Source organism: Candidatus Marivariicella framensis, from assembly GCF_982709265.1.
Genome location: NZ_CEXPNT010000003.1, coordinates 72,564 through 94,938 on the forward strand (window position 1 = coordinate 72,564; position 22,375 = coordinate 94,938).

Consider the following 22,375-nt stretch of genomic DNA (forward strand, 5'->3'; position numbering starts at 1 on the left):
TAACTTTAAGTTTAACACTCTTCTTTTTTATTCCATTTTTAAGACCTTTAATAAAAATACCTTTTTGAAATTCAATAAATTTGTTATTGCTTTAGCGATTAGTCTTTTATCTCAAGGATGTGAATCAAATAAAAACAAAGTTCTTGTTCAAAATTTGACTCAAATTAAATACTCTTCAAATATTCGCTTTGGATATGATCTTAATAAATTTAAGGTTGTGGGGAAAAAAATAAAGAGAGGGGATACATTTGGGAGTATTTTAGAAAATAATTCCATTGATTATCCTGATGTTTATAAAATATTAGAAAAAACGAAAAAACAAGTAAATACTCGTAAACTTGTTATTGGAAAGCCATATAAGTTACTTTTCACAAAGGACAGCATATTGTCTCCAATTGCTATTATATATGAGCCTGATGTAGCATCATATTGGAAGATTCAATTACGAGATAGTATTTTCGGAGAAACAATAAAAAAGCCCATAAAAATAGTAACTCTTCAAGGCTCCGGAGTAATTAATAGCTCTCTTTATGAGACAATGTTAGAAAGCGGACTTAATGATCAGTTAACCTATTTTTTGTCCGATATTTATGCGTGGACTATTGATTTTTTTCGATTACAAAAGGGGGATAAGTTCAAAGTGATTTATACAGAACGATTTGTTGATGATTCAATTTCATTAGGAGTAAGTCAGATAAAAGCAGCTTATTTTGTACATAAAGGGAAAGGTTTATATGCTTTTGAATTTGAATCAGATAGTGAAAAAGGAATAATAGATTATTTTGATGAGAATGCCAAAAACTTAAGACGAGCCTTTTTAAAATCGCCAGTTAAGTTCAGTAGAATTTCCTCTAGGTACAATCTTAAAAGAAGAATTGCATATTATGGAAATAGAATTCGACCTCATAAAGGAACTGATTTTGCAGCAGGTGTCGGTACTCCGATAATGGCAACAGCATCTGGGAGAGTAATTAAAGCATCCTATACAAGAGGTAATGGTAATTATATTACTTTAAAACACAATAACACATATACTACTCAATATTTACACATGAAGAAAAAAAAGGTTCGAAAAGGGCAAAGCGTAAAACAAGGTGATATAATAGGATGGGTTGGAATGACTGGAAATACATCAGGGCCACACGTTTGTTATAGATTTTGGAAAAAAGGAAAGCAGGTTGATCCTTTTAGACAAAAACTGCCTCAAGCTAAACCTATTTCTAAAAAATTAAAAGTAGAATACTTCTCACTCATGGGGCCTATTAAAACTGATCTAGATTGTGTTCCTTTTGAGCCAGAATTTTTAAAAAACTTAGTCAATCAAAACGAAGAAATTCAAAACAATGAAGTTAGCGAATAAAAATCCATTGAAGTTAAAGGCCTGGAAAAAACTGGAGGAACATTTTAAAGTCACTAAAAATATTCGTATTGATGAATACTTTAAAAAAAACATTCTTCGAGCCAAAGAAATGAGTTGCTCTTGGGAAGACTTTTTTATAGATTATTCGAAAAATAAAATTGATCAAAAAAGTCTAATGCTTTTAAAAGATTTAGCTATTGAAGCTAATCTATCTGAAGAAATCAAAGCATACTTTAGCGGTGAAAAAATTAATAAAACTGAGAAAAGAGCCGTTTTACATACAGCATTAAGAAGTTTTTCTAATGAACCCTTTATACTTGACGGAAAGGACATAATGCATGACATTCGCGTTGTTAGGGATAAAATGAAAGAGTTTTCAGACAAAATTATTAGTGGTGAATGGAAGGGCTTTTCAGGAAAACCTATAACTCATGTAGTTAACATTGGAATTGGAGGATCAGATCTTGGACCTTCAATGGTTGTCGAAGCGCTTAGTTTTTATAAAAATCATATTAATACCTACTTTATTTCAAACATAGAGGGAGATCATGTTAGAGAGGTTTTAAAAAAATGTCCTATTGAAAGTACGCTATTTGTTATAGTTTCAAAAACTTTCAAAACTCAGGAAACTATTTCAAATGCTAATACAGTAAAAAAATGGTTTTTAGAATCTACTTCTCAAGGCTCAATTTCTAAACATTTTATAGCTATTTCGACTAATCTCGATGAAGTATCAGAATTTGGTATTGATCAACAAAATGTTTTTCCCATAAAAGATTGGGTAGGTGGAAGATTTTCTTTGTGGAGCGCAGTCGGACTTTCAATTAGCCTGTCTATTGGTTATGAGAATTTTGAAGCACTACTTAAGGGAGCGGGTAGTATGGATTTGCATTTTAAAAACGCACCAATTGAGGACAATATTCCTATTATTTTAAGCTTTATAAGTATTTGGTATAATAATTTTTATAAATCTGAAAGCGAGGCCATAATTCCTTATTCTGAATATTTGAAAAGCTTTCCTTCCTATCTTCAACAAGCATCTATGGAAAGTAACGGTAAGTCCATTGATAGAAATGGAGATCTAATAACTTATCAGACCGGTACATTAATATGGGGAGCAACTGGAACTAATGCTCAACATGCATTTTTCCAATTAATTCATCAAGGCACTAAGCTTATTCCTGCTGATTTCATAGGTTTTAAAACCTCATTATATGGTGAGACTGATCATCAAGATAAATTAATTTCAAACTTTTTTGCGCAAACTGAAGCTTTAATGGTTGGAAAAAGTAAAAATGATTTAAATAAAGAAAATGTGATTGATGAACTAATTCCATTTAAAACTTTTGAGGGAAATAAGCCTAGTAATACTATATTAATTGAAAAGCTAAATCCATATAATCTTGGAGCTCTAATAGCAATATATGAGCATAAAATATTTACACTAGGAGTTTTATGGAACATATACAGTTATGATCAATGGGGTGTTGAACTAGGTAAAAAACTTGCTGACAAAGTTTTAGAAGACTTTGAGTCTAATACAAATAACACCCACGATAAATCTACAAATCAATTAATTAAGCTTTATAAGGATTTATAATAGTGGAGAATTATTCAAAATAAATATCTTTAACTAATAATTGAAGCTTTGAATTTCCTCTAAATTCATTGTTTTGAAGATGTGCAAGGATTGAAAATTTATTCTTCATTTTAATTTTAGAAATATATTTTTCCATTTCAAAACCAATTCCATAAAAATTAGTTTCTGTTTCATCTTTGATACCTATACTTAGGTGATTTTTTTCAGCTCCAACTAATTTTGTAAAGCCATTATCAATACAGTTCTTTATATAAAAAAGAGGTTGTCTGTTTAAAGGGCCAAATGGTCCCATTTGATTAATGATTCTATAGAGAGAGAAATCAAAATTATCTAGAGTGGTTTCAATGTCATAAATTACACTTGGAGTAGTTTGATCAGGCCCTATTCTGTCTGAAACTTCTCTTTCAAAAGCTATTTTGAAATCAGAGTATTTAGATGGACTAAGAGTGAGACCAGCTGCATATTTATGTCCACCAAATTGAATCATAGAGTCAGAACACGCTAATAACGCTTCATAAACATCAAAACCTCTCACTGATCTTACTGAACCAGCATAGACGTCACCTGATTTTGTTAAGACAACAGTGGGTCTATAATAATGATCTATTAGTCTTGAAGCTACAATTCCAATTACTCCCTTATGCCAGTCTGGTCTAAAAACTACAGTTGTTGAATTATTTAATTCTGACAAGGTCTCAACTTGCTCTATTGCTTCTTTAGTTATTTTTTCATCAAGTAGTTTTCTTTCCGTATTTAATAGTTCAATTGCTCGTGCTTTTGAAGATATATCATTCTCCTCTTTACATATTAGTAATTCAACTGCATGTTTTCCGTGATTCATTCTACCTGCAGCATTGATTCTGGGTGCGATAGTGAAAATTAAATCTGATACATTAATATTCTTTTTTTTGTTTTTTAAGAACCGGGAAAATCCAGGTCTTAAATTTTTATTTATTAATTGTAACCCTAAAAAAGTAAGTAGCCTATTTTCTCCTGTTATAGGAACTATATCTGCACAAATTGCTATTGCAACTAAATCCAAATATTCTAATATAGAGTCTAGTTTTTGATTTTTTTGTAGCTCAATTGCCTGAATTAATTTAAACCCTATTCCGCAACCACATAATTCCTTATAGGGATAGTTGCAATCAATCTGTTTAGGATTTAATATTGCTTTTGCCTTTGGTAAAATTTTTCCTGGCTTATGGTGATCACAAATAATTGTATCTATTTGATATGAATTGGCTAATTCAATTTGATCAATAGCTTTGATTCCACAATCAATAATTATAATTAAAGAAACTTTTTCTTCTTTAGCCTTTTCAATCCCTGCAATAGATAGCCCATAACCTTCTTTGTACCTGTCTGGTATGTAGTATATTGCGTTAGAATTTTGTTTTGTTAAGTAGGAGTAAAGTAATGCTACAGAAGTAGTCCCGTCAACATCATAATCTCCATAAATCATAATTTTTTCACCGTTTTTTAAACTTTCATTTATCTTATTAGTCGCCTCATACATGCCTTTCATTAAAAATGGATCTATTAAGTCTTCTAGCTTTGGGCGAAAAAATTTTTTAGCTTCTAAGAATGTGTGAATATTTCTTTTAACTAGAAGTTCAGCTATAATATTAGAAACATTTAGCTCACGCCCTAAAGTGTTTATGATTTTGGGATCTGAGTTATTTGATAATTTCCATAATTTTTCCATTAATTATTTATCTGATTCTGAGGAAATTGAAATCACAAACTCTCCTTTTGGTTTGTTTTCGCTAAAATAATCTATTGCCTCTCTAATTGTACCTCTAAATTGTGTTTCAAACTTTTTGGAAAGTTCTCTTACTACACTGATTTTTCTTTCTTCTTTAAAATATAGAAGAAACTGATTAAGAGTTTTTAAAATTCTATGAGGAGATTCATATAAAACTATTGTTCTTTTTTCATTGGCTAAAATTTCTAGTCTAGCAAGTCTTCCTTTTTTATTTGGAAGGAATCCCTCAAAGACAAACCTATCCGAAGGAAAACCGCTTTGAATAAGTGCTGGGATTAAAGCAGTAGCTCCTGGCAAGCAAAAAACATCTATCCCTTTTGCTATTGATTCCCTTACTAACAGAAATCCTGGATCTGAAATTCCAGGAGTTCCAGCATCTGAAATCATAGCAATTAAACTTCCTGATTCTAAATGTTTTAAAATGCTCACTAGCTTTTTATGTTCATTGTGCATGTGGAAACTTTGAAGTTTTCCATCAATCAAATAGTGATTTAAAAGCTTTGAACTCGTTCTGGTGTCTTCGGCTAAAATTATATCTGCATTATTTAATACTTCAACTGCTCGATATGTAATATCTTTTAAGTTTCCAATCGGTGTAGGCACAATATATAATGGCATTTATAAAATTTGTTTTAGTTGAATTGTTTTTTTAAAATCGTAAAAAATCTTTTTTCAACAAGTAAATTGTCTTTCCAAGAATTATAATTAGGCTTAACCCCATTTTGTATAAATTCATGAATTGATTTCCAATCTTGGATACTAGATATTTTTTTCATTACTTTTTCATACTCATCTGATTTTTCATCAAATAATTTTTGAATAAATGCTGAGCGATCATTTACATCAACTTTAAATATTTTAGCAAACCTATCATTTAATTTAGGTGATATTTGATTATCAATTCTATTGATAGAAGTTTTTTTTTCAAATAAAAAATCATTTGATTGATCATTTAGAATGTTTGAGGTTAAATTATTCTCAGGCATTTCTGGAATCATTTCTTTAATTGTTTCAATTAGTGGCTCAACCGTATGGTCCTTGTAATAATTATTTTCATTGGCCTCCTCTGATATTAAATGAAGATTGTTTTTTTCTAATTGATCCTCAAGCTTTGATTTTTGATTTATATTCTTAAATACAATGATTTTTTCAAAAAGTTGAATTACTAAATTAAAATATTCATCTGATGAAGAATTAATCTCCATTTTGGAGATTTGATTTGCCAGGGAAGTGATTTCTGCATGTAATGATTCTTTCATCAGTCTTGTTTTTTAATACCTTTGTTTTTTTAATAAGAAGTTAAATTCTCCTAATTTGAAAATTACAAAATGTTTTTAGAAAACACTGCAAACTCATCTGAACAATTTGGAAGTATTGAGGTTATCTGTGGATCTATGTTTTCAGGGAAAACTGAGGAATTAATTCGAAGGATAAAAAGAGCTCATGCTGCAAAATTAAAAGTAATAGTTTTTAAGCCTTTTACTGATAATCGATATGATAATAATATGATTGTTTCTCATAATAAAAATCAATTAAAAGCGGTTGTGGTTAAATCATCTCATCAAATTAAAAACTATACTAAAGGTTTTAATGTTATAGCAATTGATGAAGCTCAATTTTTTGACAAAGGAATAGTTGAAGTTTGTAATAAACTTGCAAACAAAGGTTTTAGAATTATTATTGCTGGTTTAGATATGGATTTCAAGGGTAATCCTTTTGGATCAATGCCTAATTTAATGGCAATTGCTGAATATGTAACAAAATTACATGCAATTTGCTGTAAATCAGGAAATATTGCTCAATATACCTACAGAAAAGAAGAAAAAGAAGATGATGACTTAATTGTTATTGGTGAGAAAGAAAAATATGAAGCATTAAGTAGGAGGGTTTTTTTTAATATAATGAAAGAAAGAACTAATAAAAAAACTAAAGATTGACAACTCTAAATATATATCTTGAAAGAATATCTCATAATTTAAAATTTTTAAGATCCAAGATCTCTCCTAAAGTTGAATTAATTGCTGTTGTAAAAGCAAATGCTTATGGTCATGGAGCTATTAAAGTATCTAAACATTTAAATAGTTTAGGCGTTAAAAAACTTGCTGTTGCCTCATCAAATGAAGGGAAAATACTTCGTGAAAGTGGTGTTAAATCTAATATTATTGTTTTCTATCCTGATCCATTTGACTTTACTGATATTATAAAATATAACTTAGAACCAGCCGTTTATTCAAAAAAAAATTGGCAAAATTTATCTTTCAGTTTAAAAAAACAAAAACTTAATAATTTCTCTATTCATCTTAAGTTTAATACCGGGTTAAACAGGTTAGGTTTTGATTTTGAAGAAATAAGCTGGGTTAAAAATGAGATGATAAAATCTTGTTTTAAAATAGAATCGGTTTACTCCCACTTATCTTCAAGTGAAGAGAGTAGGGATAATGATTTTACAAATAATCAAATCGCAGCTTTTGAGAAGGTTAAAAATGAATTTGGGAAAATTAATCCTGATATAAAATATCATCTTCTAAACAGTTCTGGTATTCAGAACTATCCTGAGTGTAAATATGATTGGGTAAGAGCGGGTATTTCTTTATATGGATATACAAATAATTTAGAATGGGACAAAAATCTTTTGCCTGCAGCTGAACTTAAAACAAAAATTATTCAAATTCATCAATTAAAAAAAAATCAAATAGTAGGTTATAATAATGGGTGGGTTGCAAAAGAAAAAACTACAATTGCAACAATACCTATTGGTCATGCAGATGGAATAGGTAGGTATTTTGGAAATACTAATACTTGTGTTTGGATTAAAAATAAAAGAGCTCCAATTATTGGTAATATATGTATGGATATGTTCATGGTAAATATATCAGATATAGATTGTTCAGAGGGGGATGAAGTTGTAATTTTTAATGCGTTTCATCCTGCCAATGAATTTGCTGAATCAGGAGGTTCAATTTCGTATGAATTGTTATCCAGTATTGGCAACAGAATAATTCGTAATTATTTATAACCTATTCGTTTATGGTTATTTGCTGTAGGTACTAAGACAGCAAAAAGAAATAGCGTAAAGGAAATTCAGCAGATTTTCAATGGTAATCATTAAACACCTTCCAGCAATTTATTATACACGGTGTTGCCTGCTGGCTTTTTAACAACAAAATTGGCTTTATGTTTTTTAGAATAAGGAGGGCAAAATATCTTGTTTCAATATTTTAAATGCATTTATCATTCTAGGATTGCTATAATTTTCTGCTGTAAAAACGACTATCATATCAAAATTTGGTAATACGAATACCATTTGACCTCCATTTCCTTGGGCTTGATAACCTTCAATATGTCTTCCTTTAACATCAAAGTAATTCTTCCACCATAGGAAACCTATTAATAGTTTTAATATCATTTGTAAATCCAATTATTCAGTTTGTTGTTTTCATGCTTGCAGGCAACTAAATTGTTACGTCTATAAAGTAATTTTTAATGTAGACTATTTTGACGTAATTTCGATGTTATAATTTTTTATATGAAGCTAGCTATAGTTGGAGCAACAGGATTAGTTGGAAAAGTCATGCTCCAGGTTTTATCAGAAAGAAAATTTCCCCACAGTGATTTAATTTTAGTAGCCTCTGAAAAATCTTTAGGCAAAAAAATTATATATAATAATAAATCTCATAGTGTTATTTCTTTAAAATCAGCACTTGATCTGGCTCCAAATATAGCGTTATTTTCTGCTGGTAGAGAAACTTCTCTTAAATGGGCGCCTATGTTTGCAGAAAAAGGATGTACTGTTATTGATAATTCTTCAACATGGAGAATGGACCCTTCAAAAAAACTAATTATTCCAGAAATAAATGCTAATATTCTTACTTCTAAAGATAAAATAATATCAAATCCAAACTGTTCAACAATTCAGTTACTTATAACTATCGCTCCTCTTCATGTCAACTATGGCATTAAAAGGTTGGTTATTTCTACATACCAATCTATTACAGGAACTGGAGTTAAGGCAGTTCAGCAATTAGAAAATGAGCTCAATGGAGAAAAAGGGGAAATGGCTTATCCACATCCCATTCATAAAAATGCTATTCCACATTGTGATAGTTTTCAAGAGAACGGATACACTAAAGAAGAAATGAAATTAGTTAATGAAACTCATAAAATATTAAATGATTACAAAATAGGTATTACCGCAACTGCCGTTAGAATTCCTGTTATTGGTGGACATAGTGAGTCAGTTAATATTACATTAAAAAAAAATGCTTCTGTTGATGAAATTAAAAATGTTCTGAATAATAGTGAGGGGCTTGTAATTAAAGATAGTCCTGAAAATAATTCTTATCCAATGCCTATTAACTCAGAAGGAAGTGATAATGTTTATGTTGGAAGAATCCGAAAAGATTTTTCTAAACCAAATTCATTTAATTTATGGATAGTATCAGATAATTTAAGAAAGGGAGCTGCAACAAACTCTATACAAATAGCAGAATTTTTAATTGAAAAAGAACTAGTCTAAATAATTTTCCATAAACTTTGTTGTATAATTTCCTGAAACAAAATCAGGATGATCCATTAATTTTCTGTGGAAAGGAATTGTAGTTTTAATTCCTTCGATTAAAAATTCATCCAACGCTCTTTTCATTTTATTAATCGCTTCTTCTCGAGTCTGAGCTGTTGTAATTAATTTAGCAATCATTGAGTCATAATAGGAAGGTATTGTGTAACCGCTATATACATGAGTGTCAATTCTAACTCCGTGACCACCAGGAAAGTGAAGTGTTTCTATTTTACCAGGACATGGTCTAAAATCATTTTCTGGATCTTCAGCATTTATCCTACATTCAATTGAATGCATTTTAGGAATATAGTTTTTTCCAGAAATAGGAATTCCATAAGCAACCTTTATTTGTTCTCGGATTAAGTCAAAATCAATTACTTGTTCCGTTATTGGATGCTCAACTTGAATCCGAGTGTTCATTTCCATAAAATAAAAATTTCTGTTCTTATCTACAAGAAACTCAACTGTTCCTGCTCCTTCATATTTAATAAACTCTGCTGCTTTAATTGCAGCTTTCCCCATTAAATTTCTGAGTTTTTCAGTCATAAATGGAGATGGAGTCTCTTCTGTTAATTTTTGATGCCTCCTTTGAATTGAACAGTCTCTCTCAGATAAATGACACGCCTTTCCGAATGAATCTCCTACAATTTGTATTTCTATATGACGAGGATCCTCAATAAGTTTTTCCAGATACATAAAATCATTTCCAAAAGCAGCTAGAGACTCTGTTCTTGCACTTTCCCAAGATTTTTCTATTTCATCAGACGACCAAACTGCTCTCATTCCTTTACCCCCTCCTCCTGCAGTTGCTTTCAACATAACTGGATAGCCCATTTTTTTCGCAAGAGCTTTTGCTTCTTCTAATGAATCTAACAAACCCTCAGAGCCTGGTATTGTTGGAACTTTAGCCTTTTTCATTGTTTCCTTAGCAGAGGCCTTGTCACCCATTTGATCAATCATCTCAGCTGATGCTCCAATAAATTTAATATTATGCTCTTCACAAATTTTTGAAAATTTTGCATTTTCAGATAAAAAACCATAACCAGGGTGAATTGCATCTGCATTAGTTATTTCTGCAGCTGCAATAATATTAGCGGGTTTTAAATAAGATTCTGCGCTTTGTGCCGGACCAATACATACGGCTTCGTCAGCAAAACGAACGTGTAAACTTTCTTTATCTGCTGTTGAGTAAACGGCTACAGTTTTTATCCCCATCTCTTTACAGGTTCGGATAATTCGCATTGCAATTTCTCCTCTATTCGCTATGAGTATTTTTTTAAACATTCTATTAAATGTTAAGAAGGGTCAACTAAAAAAAGTGGTTGGTCAAATTCTACAGGAGTTTCATCTTCTACTAAAATTTTAATGATTTTACAATTCATCTCTGATTCAATTTCATTGAAAAGCTTCATTGCCTCAATCACACACATCGTTTCTCCCTTTTTAACCTCGCTTCCAACGTCAAGAAAAACTGGCTTGTCTGGTCCTGATTTTCTGAAAAAAGTTCCAATAATTGGAGATTTTATAACAGTGTATTTATCATCTTCATTTTCTGTTTGGTAATCGTTATTGTCCTCTTGATTAGAAATAACATGACTATTTTGCTCATTTGAAAGAGTTTGTGCAACAGGTAATGATTTAATTGTAGTTGATGAATTACTAGAAGTTTTTATTGTGATCTTAAAATCTTTCTTCTCAATTTCAACTTCATAAGCTCCTGACTTCGCTACAAATTTGATTAGATTCTGAATTTCTTTAATATCCATATTTAAATTTATTATTTTACTAATTTATTCCATTTATAGTATGCTGCTCCCCAAGTATATCCACCACCAAAGGCGGCAAAAATAATTTTGTCTCCTTTTTTAAATTGGTTTTGAAAATCATATAGTAAAAGAGGAATAGTTGCAGCAGTTGTGTTGCCATATTTGGCAATATTTTTAAGTACTTTGTTTGAGTTTAATTTCATTCTTTTTGAGATTGCCTCTATAATTCTCTCATTTGCTTGGTGTGCTAACAGGTAATCAACTTCATCTCCTGTCATATTATTTCTTTCTAATATTGTGTTACTTGCCTCTGACATAGCAGACACTGCTGATTTAAATACTTTACCTCCATCTTGACGAAGATAATGATCTCCATTCAGAATTGTTGTTGAACTTGCTGGAAATAAGGACCCGCCAGCTTTAACACATAGCGCATCTCTTCCAGCACCATCACTTTTGAAATACTCATCTTGCCAACCTAATCCTTCATTGTTTGGCTCAAATAAAACAGCTCCAGCTCCGTCCCCAAATAAGATGCAAGTACTTCTATCCTTATAGTCAATCACAGAAGACATCTTGTCTGCACCAATCACAAGAACCTTTTTGTATCGTCCTGATTCTACTTTACCTGCAGCCATTGACATTGCGTATAAAAATCCGGAACAAGCAGCTTGAAGATCGTACCCAAACGCATTATTACTCCCTATTTGAGTTGCAACATATGCTGCGGTAGCAGCAATTTGCATATCAGGAGTTGTGGTAGCAACTATAACCATGTCAATGGTTAAAGGGTCAATATTATTTTTTGAAATAAGGTTTTTGGAGGCCTGAATCGCTAGAAAGGAGGTTGCTTTTTTAGGGTCTTTAAGAATTCTTCTTTCTTTTATTCCTGTTCTGCTTTGAATCCAGTCATCGTTTGTTTCAACAATTAACTCCAGATCTTTATTTGTAAGTCGATCCTCTGGAACATATCCTCCTATAGCTGTTATAGAAGCACTTATGGTTGTGTTTGATTTCGTCATTCGGCGGCTATTCTAGCTTGAGTATTGAGTGAAGGTATGATTTTTTTTATTAAAAAAATATCGAAAAAACTCTAGTGATAAAGATAATAATTATGGAAAAAACTTCTAAGCTTCTGCAGATTCAGTATTGTCTACTAACACCTTTCCTCTATAATATAGTTTTCCTTCATGCCAGTGAGCACGATGGTACAGATGATTTTCTCCTGTGGTTTTACAGGTGGCTATTTGCTTGTCTGAAGCTTTGTAGTGTGTGCGTCGTTTGTCTCTTCTTGTTTTTGATATTTTTCTTTTAGGATGCGCCATTTTATGCTAGTTTTTATAATAAATCTTTCAATTTGTCCCATCGAGAATCATATTCCGATGGTGTCTCTTTTTCTTTGGGCTGTAATAACTTTAATCTTTCTAAGATATCTGAATTTAACGATCCATCTTTTATTCCAGGATGGATTTTTTTAAGTGGAACTGAAAGAACAACCATTTCATATATGTATTGAGAGATGTCTATTTGATGACTGCCATGAGGTAAAATTAAAATTTCATCACTTTCATCACAATATATTTCTCCAAATTTAATAGTTAAACTAAAATTAGTTAAAACAGGCATTTTAAAATTTTCCATGGATAAATCACATGGAACTAAAATGTCACCTTTTGTTTTAAACATCAAGTTTAGAATTGTTTCTTGTTTTTCAAGTTCAAGTTTAGTTTCTAACTCAGCGCTTTTAAAATCAAAATAATCAAAACCTTCAAAGAACTTAGTGTCAATCTTAAAATTAAATTTGTGACTTCCTTCTTTTAAACCCGCAAATTTAATTACAAAAGGATTTAAACCACCCATTATATTAACATTTAAGCTCGCAAATTTAGAATTTTTTTTTTACAAACTTGACTTTTGTTTTATTTATTAGATTAAATCACTTTAATTGGTGTCTATATTTAAAAATTCTAATGGATTCTAATATTGCTGCTTTAAAAGAGTTTGGGTTTGCAATTCCTTTTCCGGCAATATCAAACGCTGTTCCATGGTCTGGAGATGTTCGAATTAAATTTAGACCTGCTGTAAAATTCACTCCATTTCCAAAGGATAACATTTTGAAAGGGATAAGGCCTTGGTCATGATACATTGCAATAATAGCGTCATATTCTTTATGTTTTTCAGAGGCAAAGAAGCTGTCTGAGGCAAATGGCCCATATGCTTTGGTTTGATTTTTATTAATTTCAGAAATAGTGGGTTTGATGATGCAATCATCTTCATTGCCAATAACTCCCCCATCTCCACTATGAGGGTTCAAGCCTAAAAATGCGATTTTAGGTTTTAGAATTCCAAAATCATCTTTTAAACTTAATAAAACTTGATTAGTTTTAGAAATTAGATGTTCTCTCGAAATCATTGCAGAAACTTTATTTATTGGAATATGATCGGTGACAAGTGCAACTCTTAGATCATTAGCAACCATGAACATTAATGAATTTCCTTTAAAATTTTCATTTAAATAATCAGTATGACCAGGAAATTTAAAATTTTCTGACTGGATAGATTTTTTATTTATGGGGGCAGTAACTAGGGTGTCTATAACTCCCCCTTTAATTGCTTTTATACATCTAGTTAAAGACTCAACTGAAACAGCGCCAGCTTTTTTACATTGAAATCCAAAATTAACCTTATAATCATATTGAGAAGTTTCAACTACGTTTAGAACTTCTTCTTTTATGTCTTGAGTATTATTAATATAATTTGATTTGATTTCTTTATTAAAATGTTCAATTTGAAAGTCAACTATGCTTCTAGGTGCATAAAGAATCGGGATTATAAATTCATACAAACTTTTGTCTTCAAATACTGAAAGAATTATCTCCAGCCCAACTCCGTTTGGATCTCCAATTGATAAACCTGTTTTTATTTTATCCATTGACTGTTTTTAGTTCTCTTTGAATTAACTATTTTTACCCTCAAAGGTAAATAAATTTAATCGTCATGTTTACAGGGATTATAGAGAGTCTTGGTGAGATAAAATCAGTTAACAAAAGTGAAACAAATATTAATTTTAATGTTAAAAGCTCATTAGCAAATGAATTAGAAATTGATCAAAGTCTTTCCCATAATGGAGTGTGTTTAACGATAGTTAACGTTTCTGAAAATAGTTATTCCGTTACTGCTATAAATGAAACGATACTTAAAACTAATTTGAAAAACTTAAAAGCAGGAGACTTTGTAAATCTTGAACGTTCAATGAAAATGAACGGTAGGCTTGATGGACACATTGTTCAAGGGCATGTTGATCAGACTGGTACCTGCACTTCAATAGAAAATCATGATGGAAGTTGGGTCTTTAGTTTTGAATTTGATTCTGATCAAAAAAATATTACAATTGAAAAAGGATCTATAACGGTCAATGGTGTTAGTTTAACGGTTATAAATTCTAATAAAAACAGTTTTTCAGTTGCAATTATTCCATATACTTATCAAAACACAAACTTTCATAAGCTAGTTAAAGGAGAAATTGTTAACTTAGAGTTTGATGTTTTAGGCAAGTATATTGCGAAAATACTTGATTTGTATAAATAAAAATATCCGTTAACTAATCTAATATATTATGAATATTCTTGAGCTCACCACAATTCTTCTTTTACTAGCATCAATTTTTTCAATTATTAATCTAAGACTTCTAAAGCTTCCGCAAACAATAGGCTTAATGATTCTTGCGATCGGACTATCAATTAGCGTGTTAGCAATTGGCCTTATTTCTCCTAGTTTTTTAGAAACTGTAACAACTTTGATTAAAAGTTATGATTTTGAAATACTCTTAATTGATGTAATGCTTCCTTTTTTACTTTTTGCTGGAGCTATTAGTGTTGATGTTCATGAATTATTAAAAGATAAAGTAACTATACTTTTACTTGCAACTTTTGGTGTTATTTTTTCAACATTTGCTGTGGGTTCAGGTGTTTTCTGGCTTGTAGAACAGCCTTTTTTTGGACTAAACGAATTGGGCTTAAGCTATATTGACTGTTTATTGTTTGGAGCATTAATAGCCCCTACAGATCCAATTGCTGTTCTAGCAATGGTAAAGAAAATGAACTTATCGTTAACTACAGAAACACGTATTGCTGGTGAGTCCCTTTTTAATGATGGCATTGGTGTCGTTATTTTTCTTACGCTCTTTAAAATAAGGAAACAAGGGATTGATAATATATCAATAGGATCTGTAAGTGAATTATTTGCAACTGAGGTTATTGGTGGGGTTGCTTTAGGAGCTTTAATTGGTTACTTAGGTCTTAAGCTTGTTAAATATATTGAGAACGAACATGTTGAACTTGAAGTGTTAATTACCCTTTCCCTTGTGTTGTTGGTTTCAATTGTATCTCAACAATTTCATGTTTCAGGTGTCCTAGGGGTTGTTGTCATGGGGCTATTCTTAAACAGAAATGTTGATACTGATAAAAAAGAAGCTGGAGTTCAGAAAGCAATGGGTGGATACGTCTATAAATTTTGGCACTTGTTGGATGAAACCCTTAATGCAATTTTATTTATTTTAATTGGACTTGAAATAATTCCAATATTTCAAAATTTTGATTCAAGCTATTTTATGATTTCTATATTAACTATAGCTATCGTAGTTGTTTCTCGTGGTATTGGTGTTTGGACACCAATTAAATTTCTTTCATATTTTAAAAGTTTTGAGAAAAATACTGCAATGATTATTACTTGGGGAGGACTCAGAGGTGGCCTAAGTATTGCTTTAGCTCTAAACCTCCCTAATGAAATAGGTGAAGGGAAAAATCTTATATTATTTCTAACTTATATGGTAGTTTTGTTTACTATTTTAGTTCAAGGATTGACTCTTAAAAAGATAGTTAAGTAGTTTTAGTTTTAACTAGAAATTTATACTATTGATAAGAGAAATGATACTATCACAACACTTCTGTGTAACTTAAAATTGAAAGGAAGTGTCTTATGTTTTATTATAATTATTTAAGGACAAAAGCACAGCAGACTACCATTAGCTCAACTCGACTTAAAGTAACTCTAATTTAGCAGGTCAATGAGCCTGTTTTATTTAATTTTTTTTATTGATGACTTTTAAAAGCTTTGAGCTTTTCTATTAGTTTTGGAACTACATCAAATGCATCAGCTACTATTCCATAATCAGCTGCTTTAAAGAAGGGGGCTTCAGGGTCATTGTTAATCACTACTTTAACTTTAGAGGCGTTGATCCCAGCTAAATGTTGAATTGCTCCTGAAACTCCAATTGCAATATATAAATTAGAAGCTACCGGTTTTCCAGTTTGACCAACATGTTCACTATGAGGTCTCCATCCCATGTCAGAGACTGGCTTAGAGCAAGCTGTTGCAGCGCCTAATGTTGATGCTAGGTCTTCTATAAGGTGCCAGTTTTCTGGCCCTTTCAATCCTCTTCCTCCAGAAATGACAATATCTGCATCAGCAATACTCACAGACCCAGTTGCTTTATCCAAAGATTCAACTTTAATTTTAGGATTGTTTTTAGAAATCTTTACATCAACTACTTCAGGGCGTGAATCTTTTTCGTGAATACCATATGAATTATTAGATACGCAAATAATATTTATAGATCCTTTTAACGTAGTATAATTAAAAGCTTTGTTTGTAAAACAAGATCGTTTAACGACCAAAGGAGAAATGCTTATTGGAGTAGAGACAACATTTGACGCTAGGCCAGCTCCAAGTTGAACTGCCAATAAAGGCGACATATATTTTGAGTCCGCTGAAGAGCTGAGGACTAAAATAGACACTCCCTCTTTTTTTGAGAGCTCTGAAATAGTGTCTGCATATACTTGAGCCGTATAATCATTCATTGAAGAATCTTTTACTGATAAAACCTTATCTGGTCCATAATTTGCTAATTCATTTGGGTCGTCTGCGTTAATTGAGATTACCACTAGGTTCTTATTCGATTCATTTGCTAAAGCACGGCCATATGATACTGCTTCAAATGCACTTTTTTTAAATTTTCCGTTTTGACTTTCTGCATATACTATAATTGCCATATTTTATAATTTAAATAACTTTTGCCTCGTTATGTAAAAGGCTTATTAATTCATCTATGTTATCTGGATCTACTAATTTAACACTTCCTTTAGCGGGTGGTTTTTCAAATTTATCAACACTAGATTTAGAAAAACTATTTGCAGGAGCAACAACATCTAATGGTTTCTGTCTTGCCTGCATTATTCCCCTCATGTTTGGTATAATAAGATCTGATTCTTCAACTAATCCTTTTTGAGCTCCTATAACTATTGGTAATGAGCAGCTAAGTGTTTCTACGCCTCCGTCAATCTCTCTTTTTGCGATTACTTCGTTTCCATTAACATCCATTGAAATACAGTTTGTTACAAAAGGCATTTCCAGCATTTGAGCTAACATTCCCGGAACCATTCCACCATTATAATCTATTGATTCTCGTCCACAAATAATTATATCAAAACTTTCTTTTTCACATAATGACTTCAATTGTTCTGCAACACTAAAGCCGTCTAAGGCTTTTGAATCAATTCTAACAGCTTTGTTGGCCCCAATAGCTAGACACTTTCTAAGAATAGGCTCACAGCTAATGTCTCCAACGGTTACAACAGTTACTGTTGCTTGATTTTTTTGTTGAAACCAAATAGCTCTTGTTAAGCCAAATTCATCATTTGGATTTATAATAAACTGAACGCCGTTAGTGTCAAAAATCTTATCGTTTTCGACAAAATTAATCTTTGAAGTGGTATCAGGAACATTACTTATGCAAACTAAAATATTCATTTTATGCTAATTTAATTATTATCAAATTTACAACAAATAATATTAAATTTAAATTTAATATTATATTAAGAATACACTTCCTAGAGTGATTTTGTCTGCCTTTAAATATGATTTTCCTATATTTATACACGTAAAATTTATTGTACTCAAAAATAATTTATTTGGAATCATCAAAACCTAAAAGAAAAAGAGGTCGACCTAGCTTAGCTCAAGAGCTTGATATTGATCGACTACTAACTATTGCACTTGAACATTTTTCTAACTATGGATTTGAAGGAGCTCAATTAAAAATAATTGCAGAAAAAGTAGGAATAACTAATTCATTAATTAGTTATCACTTTAAAAACAAAGAAGAATTGTGGAAAAAATCTGTAGACCATTTAGCCAAATCAATTGTTGAAAAATTTGAGGCAATGCGATCTGAACTTAAAGATACAGAGGGAGTTCCTATGCTAAGGTCATATACAAGACAACTGATTTACTTTTCAGCAAAAAACCCTCCTTTTTATAAATTAACATTCATGGAGATGGGTAAAAACAGTTGGAGGTCAGATTATCTAATAAGTTCAATCGTTGAGCCGTTAACTCTAATCGGTCAAAGCGCCCTTAATAAAGCGTCTACCAGTCCAAATTTTATAGCAATTCCTCAACCAAATTTTGTTAGTATAATTTTTGGTGCATGTTGTAGTTTTTTCATGCTAACCAGGCTAATAGAGCATCAATACGACATAAGCACATTTGATCACGAGCATATTGAAAAACACGCTGATCTAGTAAATCAGATTATTTTTGATTCTTTTGAATAATTTCTAAACAAAAATTATTTATGTTTTTAATTTAATTTTTTCCTTTTTTAAGCTTTCTGCTTTTTGCTTATAGCGATATTTCAACATGAAAATATGATACTTTTGTTTTGGCTTAAACCGGTCAATCTGATAAAAGTATCTAACCGTCCACTTACTTCCTTTAACTTTATTGCTGCTTCCAAAACCATATCTTATCTTCTGTAAATTATCTCCTGAGGTTTTTTCTATAAACTCAACAGAAAAATATGGATCCCAGTCCCACTTCTTAATTGAATATTCAAATGCTGATCTAATTCTTAGATACTCTTTAAGGTCATTTTGTTTATCTAATGAAGTTCTTTTTTGAAACGCTAATCTTATAAAAACTTTTATTGGTTTAAGATTTAGTTCTTTTTCAACTGCAACCCTATATCTCCATAAATTTTCAAACCCTTGAGCTTTACCCTTGTTATCATTTTTTGAATAATACCTTAACTCTATTTCAAAGTTTAAGTTTTTGGAAATATTATAATCTGTGCTAATTTCTGTGATATAGCTGTCTACAACATTAAGATCTTCTTTTAATCGATAAAGCTGAGAAATACTAAATGAAACCTCCTCTTTTGGTTGATAAATGTATGACACTGAAGACCAAAATCTTGACTCATTAAGATCCTGACTCAAAGCAAAACTTGAATAAAAAAACAGTATTAGGTAGGCTGACTTATTCAGTATTTTTATTATAAAACAAGTGAACTTGAATAATTTTAGATTCATAATCTATCTTAAATATATTATGATTTTGAACAGAAATATTATGTTCTTTAGTAATATTATCTATTGCATTATTAACATTATCACACATATTTTTTTCATCTAAAGGAAGGTTAACAATTATTTTATTTCTTGTATATATATCATCTGCGTGTAATAAATATTTTTCTGCAAATAAAACAGATAAACATACAGCGACATTTATTATTATTAGCGTAAGCCATCCAAAGCCACCAATGGTCAATGCGTTAATTACGGATAGCCCTATGGTAACAAACAAGTACGTTATTTCTTCAGGAAGAACAGCTTCAGTTCTGTACCTTATAATTCCAAAAATAGCGAAAAGTCCAAGGGCCATTCCAAAATTAAGATCAACTTGCTTTAGTGTAAAACATAAAAAGAAGACAATTACGCTTATGATAAAAAAGGTAGAAATGTGTCTGCTGATTTCTTTACTGTGATGATTTATTATTTTTATGAGTATTCCAATAAAAAAAAGATTAAATAGAAATCTGAAAAGCATTTGAGCCCACTCATTATTCATTAAAGCTAATTCATTCATAATATTAATTTTTCAAGTTAAAATTATAACTTTAAAACTATAGTTTGTCAAACAATTTACTAATATTAGCTAGATTAAAGATTCTTTAGAATGAATAAGTCGATGTTTAAAATTTTTATAATTAATTTTTTTGTACTTACGGTTGTGTTTATATCATGTTCTAAAAAAGACTTTAATAGCTCTTCTTCTATTGATTCATTTTCAGTAAACCAGACAGGGTCCGATTTGCCTTATATAAAAATTACAACTCAAAACTTGATTTTGAATGAACCAAAGGTGATGGCAAATATGGAAATTTTTGAAAAAGGTGAAAAAACTTTTTCAAGTCCAATTGGAATTGAATATAGAGGTGCCAGTTCTTTTAGAATGTCCAATAAAAAATCATATGGTGTTGAAACCTGGGATGAGTCAGGAAATGATATTAATTTAGAGATATTTGATTTTCCAAAAGAAGAAGACTGGATATTAATGGGGCATGTTTTTCGAAGTCCTGAAACTATTTTTGATCCATCATTAATGCGTCATTATATAGGATATGAACTATACAGAAACATGGGGAATTATTCAAGCAGATCAAAGTTTGTTGAACTTGAAATTGGAAATAATACAGGAGCAGCTAATTATCAAGGTGTTTATGTGTTTATGGAAAAGCTTAAAAGAGATTCAAATAGAATAAATATAGCAAAGCTGAAGATTGACGATAATGACACCGAATCAATTACTGGAGGGTACATCCTTAAGATTGATAAAACTTCAGGATCTGATGTTGCGCTTGAAAATCAATCTTTAGAATATTATGAGAGTAATTGGCAGGATGATGCTAGTTATAATGAGGATATTAGTTTTAGGTCTAATTATGATATTAACGGAGACAGTCTTCAATCTTTGGACCCATTTGGACCTCCTTATCATCCATTTCAATACTTAGAAACTTACTTTTTATATGAGTATCCCAAAGCAGATGAAATTAGTTTAGATCAAAAAGCATATATCCAAAATTATATTAATGATTTTGAGACTGCTCTTGCAAATGAGAATTTTAGTTCCGACCACAGAGAGTATTTAAATTATATTGATATCGATAGTTTTGTTGATTTTTTTATTATCAACGAACTAACTGGTAATATTGATGGTTATCGATTGAGTACCTACCTTCATAAAGATAGAGGTGAAAAATTAAAAATGGGACCTATATGGGATTTAAATATAGGTTACGGCAACTCAGACAGATTGCCTTTTGATGATTGGATTGCAAACTACAATACTTATGTTCCTAATGATGCATGGCTTGTACCTTTTTGGTGGCAAAAATTTTTACAGGACCCTGTTTTTAAAACATCCCTTAAGACAAGGTGGCAAGAACTAAGAGCTAATACTCTTTCAGTTAATACAGTTTTAGACCTTGTGGAAGAAACTAGCCAGTATCTAATTGTAAATGGAGCTGTTGAAAGAAATTATAATAAATGGAGTGGAATACCTGTTGACTATCCTGGAGCTATTAACGATATTAAAACTTATCTGAATGACAGGCTTTTATGGATGGATAATAAAATAAATCAGTTTTAAAACTTCTCTATATCATGTGCTGAAGTTAGATCTTTTAAATGTTCTTTTGCTATATATGCAAATACAGATTTTTCTTCATGTTTTATTAATGTCCTTAATGCCTCTGGGAGCTCCTTTTCATTTCTTTCATGATTCATGATACAATCTTTTAAATATGGATAAATTTCAAGTCCACTAAAGCTAAATATATTCATGCTAACCAGAAGTTGATTCGAGCTATTTCTATATGAATTATGTGTTTCAATAGAAGGTTTTTCAACTATTTCCTTTAAAAAATTTTTATTATCTAATTTAATAAGAGCAAACTTTGTAATTCTTTCTTCAGGAAATTTCAAATATGAACGATCGTAAGCTATGATAGAGTGGGGTGAAGTATCATGATGCAAAAGTGATTTTAATACATTTATAGAATAAAGATTATCCGCGTTACAAACTGTAAACCTCTGTTTTAAAAGTTCAGGAAATTGATCTAACGCTTGTTGAATCCCATCAGCTGTACCCATCGGTTTTTGCCTTCCTTGAGGAATATTTTGGATTGACAAAAAGAATTTGAGTCCTTTTATTTCAGGATCAGACTTATTAAAATCTATCCATTGGTGAAAAGCTTTGTTTTCAAGAGATGTTAATATATATACATTTTCATAACCTGCTTGTTTTACATTAGAGCAAAGATAAAAAAGCAAGCTTTTACCTTTGCCATCTAATGGAATTAGTGTTTTGTGTTCTAATGAAGCTACCTCCTTAACCTTGGTTGATAAATCCACTTCATCTAAAGTTTTTTTCATTCTAGAGGATGCCCCAGCAGCCATTATAATTATATTTTTCATGT

The 22,375-nt window shown here is 30.8% G+C and carries 24 protein-coding genes; 9 read left to right on the forward strand and 15 right to left on the reverse strand.

From position 1 onward, the window contains the following. The first annotated feature begins 64 nt into the window (after nucleotides 1–64). Both AC34EU_RS02035 and pgi read left to right on the forward strand, forming a co-directional pair. Complete coding sequence (locus tag AC34EU_RS02035) at nucleotides 65–1,360, forward strand: peptidoglycan DD-metalloendopeptidase family protein (protein WP_487533753.1); 1,296 nt, start codon at nucleotides 65–67, stop codon at nucleotides 1,358–1,360. After that, the gene (gene pgi / locus AC34EU_RS02040) at nucleotides 1,344–2,960 is read left to right on the forward strand and encodes a glucose-6-phosphate isomerase (RefSeq protein ID WP_487533752.1); all 1,617 of its coding nucleotides are present in this window, start codon (nucleotides 1,344–1,346) and stop codon (nucleotides 2,958–2,960) included. The genes AC34EU_RS02035 and pgi overlap by 17 nt, the downstream gene beginning before the upstream one ends. A gap of 10 nt (nucleotides 2,961–2,970) precedes the next feature. On the opposite strand, the gene recJ is transcribed toward pgi, so the two are convergent. The 3 genes from recJ to AC34EU_RS02055 are packed head-to-tail and all read right to left on the reverse strand — an operon-like array spanning nucleotide 2,971 to nucleotide 5,987. Further along, nucleotides 2,971–4,668 (reverse strand): single-stranded-DNA-specific exonuclease RecJ, encoded by a 1,698-nt coding sequence (recJ, locus tag AC34EU_RS02045; RefSeq protein WP_487533751.1) that lies wholly within the window; start codon nucleotides 4,666–4,668, stop codon nucleotides 2,971–2,973. A gap of 3 nt (nucleotides 4,669–4,671) precedes the next feature. Further along, nucleotides 4,672–5,346 (reverse strand): 16S rRNA (cytidine(1402)-2'-O)-methyltransferase, encoded by a 675-nt coding sequence (gene rsmI, locus AC34EU_RS02050; RefSeq protein WP_487533750.1) that lies wholly within the window; start codon nucleotides 5,344–5,346, stop codon nucleotides 4,672–4,674. 14 nt (nucleotides 5,347–5,360) lie between these two features. Then, the gene (locus AC34EU_RS02055; RefSeq protein ID WP_487533749.1) at nucleotides 5,361–5,987 is read right to left on the reverse strand and encodes a DUF8457 domain-containing protein; all 627 of its coding nucleotides are present in this window, start codon (nucleotides 5,985–5,987) and stop codon (nucleotides 5,361–5,363) included. Nucleotides 5,988–6,056: 69 nt separating this feature from the next. On the opposite strand from AC34EU_RS02055, the gene AC34EU_RS02060 reads away from it, so the two are divergent. Both AC34EU_RS02060 and alr read left to right on the forward strand, forming a co-directional pair. Beyond that, nucleotides 6,057–6,665: a thymidine kinase gene (locus AC34EU_RS02060; protein ID WP_487533748.1), complete on the forward strand. Its 609-nt coding sequence runs from the start codon at nucleotides 6,057–6,059 to the stop codon at nucleotides 6,663–6,665. After that, a complete protein-coding gene (gene alr, locus AC34EU_RS02065) occupies nucleotides 6,662–7,744 on the forward strand; it encodes an alanine racemase (protein WP_489696014.1) in 1,083 nt (360 codons plus the stop codon). The genes AC34EU_RS02060 and alr overlap by 4 nt, the downstream gene beginning before the upstream one ends. 165 nt (nucleotides 7,745–7,909) lie before the next feature. Here alr and AC34EU_RS02070 read toward each other — a convergent pair whose 3' ends face one another. Continuing rightward, nucleotides 7,910–8,134, reverse strand: a complete 225-nt coding sequence (locus AC34EU_RS02070) for a hypothetical protein (protein WP_487533746.1) — start codon at nucleotides 8,132–8,134, stop codon at nucleotides 7,910–7,912. Nucleotides 8,135–8,254: 120 nt separating this feature from the next. Here AC34EU_RS02070 and AC34EU_RS02075 point away from each other — a divergent pair, with 120 nt between their 5' ends. Continuing rightward, entirely contained in the window at nucleotides 8,255–9,244 is a 990-nt protein-coding gene (locus AC34EU_RS02075) for an aspartate-semialdehyde dehydrogenase (protein WP_487533745.1), read from the forward strand. Here AC34EU_RS02075 and accC read toward each other — a convergent pair. The 6 genes from accC to pdxA all read right to left on the reverse strand — a co-directional run bounded on the left by accC (nucleotide 9,236) and on the right by pdxA (nucleotide 13,984). Continuing rightward, entirely contained in the window at nucleotides 9,236–10,570 is a 1,335-nt protein-coding gene (accC, locus tag AC34EU_RS02080) for an acetyl-CoA carboxylase biotin carboxylase subunit (protein ID WP_487533744.1), read from the reverse strand. The genes AC34EU_RS02075 and accC overlap by 9 nt on opposite strands. An 11-nt stretch (nucleotides 10,571–10,581) precedes the next feature. Next, nucleotides 10,582–11,052, reverse strand: a complete 471-nt coding sequence (gene accB, locus AC34EU_RS02085; protein ID WP_487533743.1) for an acetyl-CoA carboxylase biotin carboxyl carrier protein — start codon at nucleotides 11,050–11,052, stop codon at nucleotides 10,582–10,584. A gap of 11 nt (nucleotides 11,053–11,063) precedes the next feature. Beyond that, entirely contained in the window at nucleotides 11,064–12,074 is a 1,011-nt protein-coding gene (locus AC34EU_RS02090) for a beta-ketoacyl-ACP synthase III (RefSeq protein WP_489696015.1), read from the reverse strand. Between the two features lie 105 nt (nucleotides 12,075–12,179). Further along, entirely contained in the window at nucleotides 12,180–12,377 is a 198-nt protein-coding gene (rpmF, locus tag AC34EU_RS02095; protein WP_487533741.1) for a 50S ribosomal protein L32, read from the reverse strand. A gap of 13 nt (nucleotides 12,378–12,390) precedes the next feature. Beyond that, nucleotides 12,391–12,912 (reverse strand): YceD family protein, encoded by a 522-nt coding sequence (locus AC34EU_RS02100; RefSeq protein ID WP_487533740.1) that lies wholly within the window; start codon nucleotides 12,910–12,912, stop codon nucleotides 12,391–12,393. A 76-nt stretch (nucleotides 12,913–12,988) separates the two neighbouring features. Beyond that, nucleotides 12,989–13,984, reverse strand: coding sequence for a 4-hydroxythreonine-4-phosphate dehydrogenase PdxA (gene pdxA, locus AC34EU_RS02105; RefSeq protein WP_487533739.1), 996 nt, complete (start codon nucleotides 13,982–13,984; stop codon nucleotides 12,989–12,991). A gap of 65 nt (nucleotides 13,985–14,049) precedes the next feature. Here pdxA and AC34EU_RS02110 point away from each other — a divergent pair, with 65 nt between their 5' ends. Together AC34EU_RS02110 and AC34EU_RS02115 are read left to right on the forward strand one after the other, a co-directional pair. Then, nucleotides 14,050–14,640 carry a riboflavin synthase gene (locus AC34EU_RS02110; protein WP_487533738.1) on the forward strand — a complete coding sequence of 197 codons (591 nt, stop codon included), beginning with the start codon at nucleotides 14,050–14,052 and terminating at the stop codon, nucleotides 14,638–14,640. Nucleotides 14,641–14,668: 28 nt separating this feature from the next. After that, nucleotides 14,669–15,937, forward strand: coding sequence for a cation:proton antiporter (locus AC34EU_RS02115; protein ID WP_487533737.1), 1,269 nt, complete (start codon nucleotides 14,669–14,671; stop codon nucleotides 15,935–15,937). Nucleotides 15,938–16,142: 205 nt separating this feature from the next. Here the strand turns inward: AC34EU_RS02115 and AC34EU_RS02120 are convergent, their stop codons facing one another. Together AC34EU_RS02120 and AC34EU_RS02125 are read right to left on the reverse strand one after the other, a co-directional pair. Continuing rightward, nucleotides 16,143–17,102 carry an electron transfer flavoprotein subunit alpha/FixB family protein gene (locus AC34EU_RS02120; protein ID WP_487533736.1) on the reverse strand — a complete coding sequence of 320 codons (960 nt, stop codon included), beginning with the start codon at nucleotides 17,100–17,102 and terminating at the stop codon, nucleotides 16,143–16,145. Between the two features lie 10 nt (nucleotides 17,103–17,112). Then, a complete protein-coding gene (locus AC34EU_RS02125; RefSeq protein ID WP_487533735.1) occupies nucleotides 17,113–17,859 on the reverse strand; it encodes an electron transfer flavoprotein subunit beta/FixA family protein in 747 nt (248 codons plus the stop codon). Nucleotides 17,860–18,020: 161 nt separating this feature from the next. On the opposite strand from AC34EU_RS02125, the gene AC34EU_RS02130 reads away from it, so the two are divergent. After that, the gene (locus AC34EU_RS02130) at nucleotides 18,021–18,665 is read left to right on the forward strand and encodes a TetR/AcrR family transcriptional regulator (RefSeq protein ID WP_487533734.1); all 645 of its coding nucleotides are present in this window, start codon (nucleotides 18,021–18,023) and stop codon (nucleotides 18,663–18,665) included. Nucleotides 18,666–18,683: 18 nt separating this feature from the next. Here the strand turns inward: AC34EU_RS02130 and AC34EU_RS02135 are convergent, their stop codons facing one another. Together AC34EU_RS02135 and AC34EU_RS02140 are read right to left on the reverse strand one after the other, a co-directional pair. Continuing rightward, on the reverse strand, nucleotides 18,684–19,328 hold the full coding sequence (locus AC34EU_RS02135) for a DUF2490 domain-containing protein (RefSeq protein ID WP_487533733.1): 645 nt from the start codon (nucleotides 19,326–19,328) through the stop codon (nucleotides 18,684–18,686). A 40-nt stretch (nucleotides 19,329–19,368) separates the two neighbouring features. Then, the gene (locus tag AC34EU_RS02140) at nucleotides 19,369–19,980 is read right to left on the reverse strand and encodes a DUF4956 domain-containing protein (protein ID WP_487533732.1); all 612 of its coding nucleotides are present in this window, start codon (nucleotides 19,978–19,980) and stop codon (nucleotides 19,369–19,371) included. Nucleotides 19,981–20,070: 90 nt separating this feature from the next. Between AC34EU_RS02140 and AC34EU_RS02145 the strand changes: the two genes are divergently transcribed. Then, nucleotides 20,071–21,546 carry a CotH kinase family protein gene (locus AC34EU_RS02145; protein ID WP_489696016.1) on the forward strand — a complete coding sequence of 492 codons (1,476 nt, stop codon included), beginning with the start codon at nucleotides 20,071–20,073 and terminating at the stop codon, nucleotides 21,544–21,546. On the opposite strand, the gene AC34EU_RS02150 is transcribed toward AC34EU_RS02145, so the two are convergent. Then, nucleotides 21,543–22,373 carry a sugar phosphate nucleotidyltransferase gene (locus AC34EU_RS02150; protein WP_487533730.1) on the reverse strand — a complete coding sequence of 277 codons (831 nt, stop codon included), beginning with the start codon at nucleotides 22,371–22,373 and terminating at the stop codon, nucleotides 21,543–21,545. The genes AC34EU_RS02145 and AC34EU_RS02150 overlap by 4 nt on opposite strands. Between the last annotated feature and the right edge of the window lie 2 nt (nucleotides 22,374–22,375).

Bases quoted from the DNA above. Each gene is read 5' to 3' on its own strand.
- AC34EU_RS02110 (WP_487533738.1), top strand. From the start codon at position 14,050: ATGTTTACAGGGATTATAGAGAGTCTTGGTGAGATAAAATCAGTTAAC.
- AC34EU_RS02150 (WP_487533730.1), bottom strand. From the start codon at position 22,373: ATGAAAAATATAATTATAATGGCTGCTGGGGCATCCTCTAGAATGAAA.
- pgi (WP_487533752.1), top strand. From the start codon at position 1,344: ATGAAGTTAGCGAATAAAAATCCATTGAAGTTAAAGGCCTGGAAAAAA.
- rsmI (WP_487533750.1), bottom strand. From the start codon at position 5,346: ATGCCATTATATATTGTGCCTACACCGATTGGAAACTTAAAAGATATT.
- pdxA (WP_487533739.1), bottom strand. From the start codon at position 13,984: ATGGATAAAATAAAAACAGGTTTATCAATTGGAGATCCAAACGGAGTT.
- accC (WP_487533744.1), bottom strand. From the start codon at position 10,570: ATGTTTAAAAAAATACTCATAGCGAATAGAGGAGAAATTGCAATGCGA.
- AC34EU_RS02120 (WP_487533736.1), bottom strand. From the start codon at position 17,102: ATGGCAATTATAGTATATGCAGAAAGTCAAAACGGAAAATTTAAAAAA.
- recJ (WP_487533751.1), bottom strand. From the start codon at position 4,668: ATGGAAAAATTATGGAAATTATCAAATAACTCAGATCCCAAAATCATA.
- AC34EU_RS02060 (WP_487533748.1), top strand. From the start codon at position 6,057: ATGTTTTTAGAAAACACTGCAAACTCATCTGAACAATTTGGAAGTATT.
- AC34EU_RS02125 (WP_487533735.1), bottom strand. From the start codon at position 17,859: ATGAATATTTTAGTTTGCATAAGTAATGTTCCTGATACCACTTCAAAG.
- AC34EU_RS02145 (WP_489696016.1), top strand. From the start codon at position 20,071: ATGAATAAGTCGATGTTTAAAATTTTTATAATTAATTTTTTTGTACTT.
- AC34EU_RS02055 (WP_487533749.1), bottom strand. From the start codon at position 5,987: ATGAAAGAATCATTACATGCAGAAATCACTTCCCTGGCAAATCAAATC.
- accB (WP_487533743.1), bottom strand. From the start codon at position 11,052: ATGGATATTAAAGAAATTCAGAATCTAATCAAATTTGTAGCGAAGTCA.
- AC34EU_RS02090 (WP_489696015.1), bottom strand. From the start codon at position 12,074: ATGACGAAATCAAACACAACCATAAGTGCTTCTATAACAGCTATAGGA.
- AC34EU_RS02075 (WP_487533745.1), top strand. From the start codon at position 8,255: ATGAAGCTAGCTATAGTTGGAGCAACAGGATTAGTTGGAAAAGTCATG.
- rpmF (WP_487533741.1), bottom strand. From the start codon at position 12,377: ATGGCGCATCCTAAAAGAAAAATATCAAAAACAAGAAGAGACAAACGA.
- AC34EU_RS02070 (WP_487533746.1), bottom strand. From the start codon at position 8,134: ATGATATTAAAACTATTAATAGGTTTCCTATGGTGGAAGAATTACTTT.
- AC34EU_RS02115 (WP_487533737.1), top strand. From the start codon at position 14,669: ATGAATATTCTTGAGCTCACCACAATTCTTCTTTTACTAGCATCAATT.
- AC34EU_RS02140 (WP_487533732.1), bottom strand. From the start codon at position 19,980: ATGAATGAATTAGCTTTAATGAATAATGAGTGGGCTCAAATGCTTTTC.
- AC34EU_RS02100 (WP_487533740.1), bottom strand. From the start codon at position 12,912: ATGGGTGGTTTAAATCCTTTTGTAATTAAATTTGCGGGTTTAAAAGAA.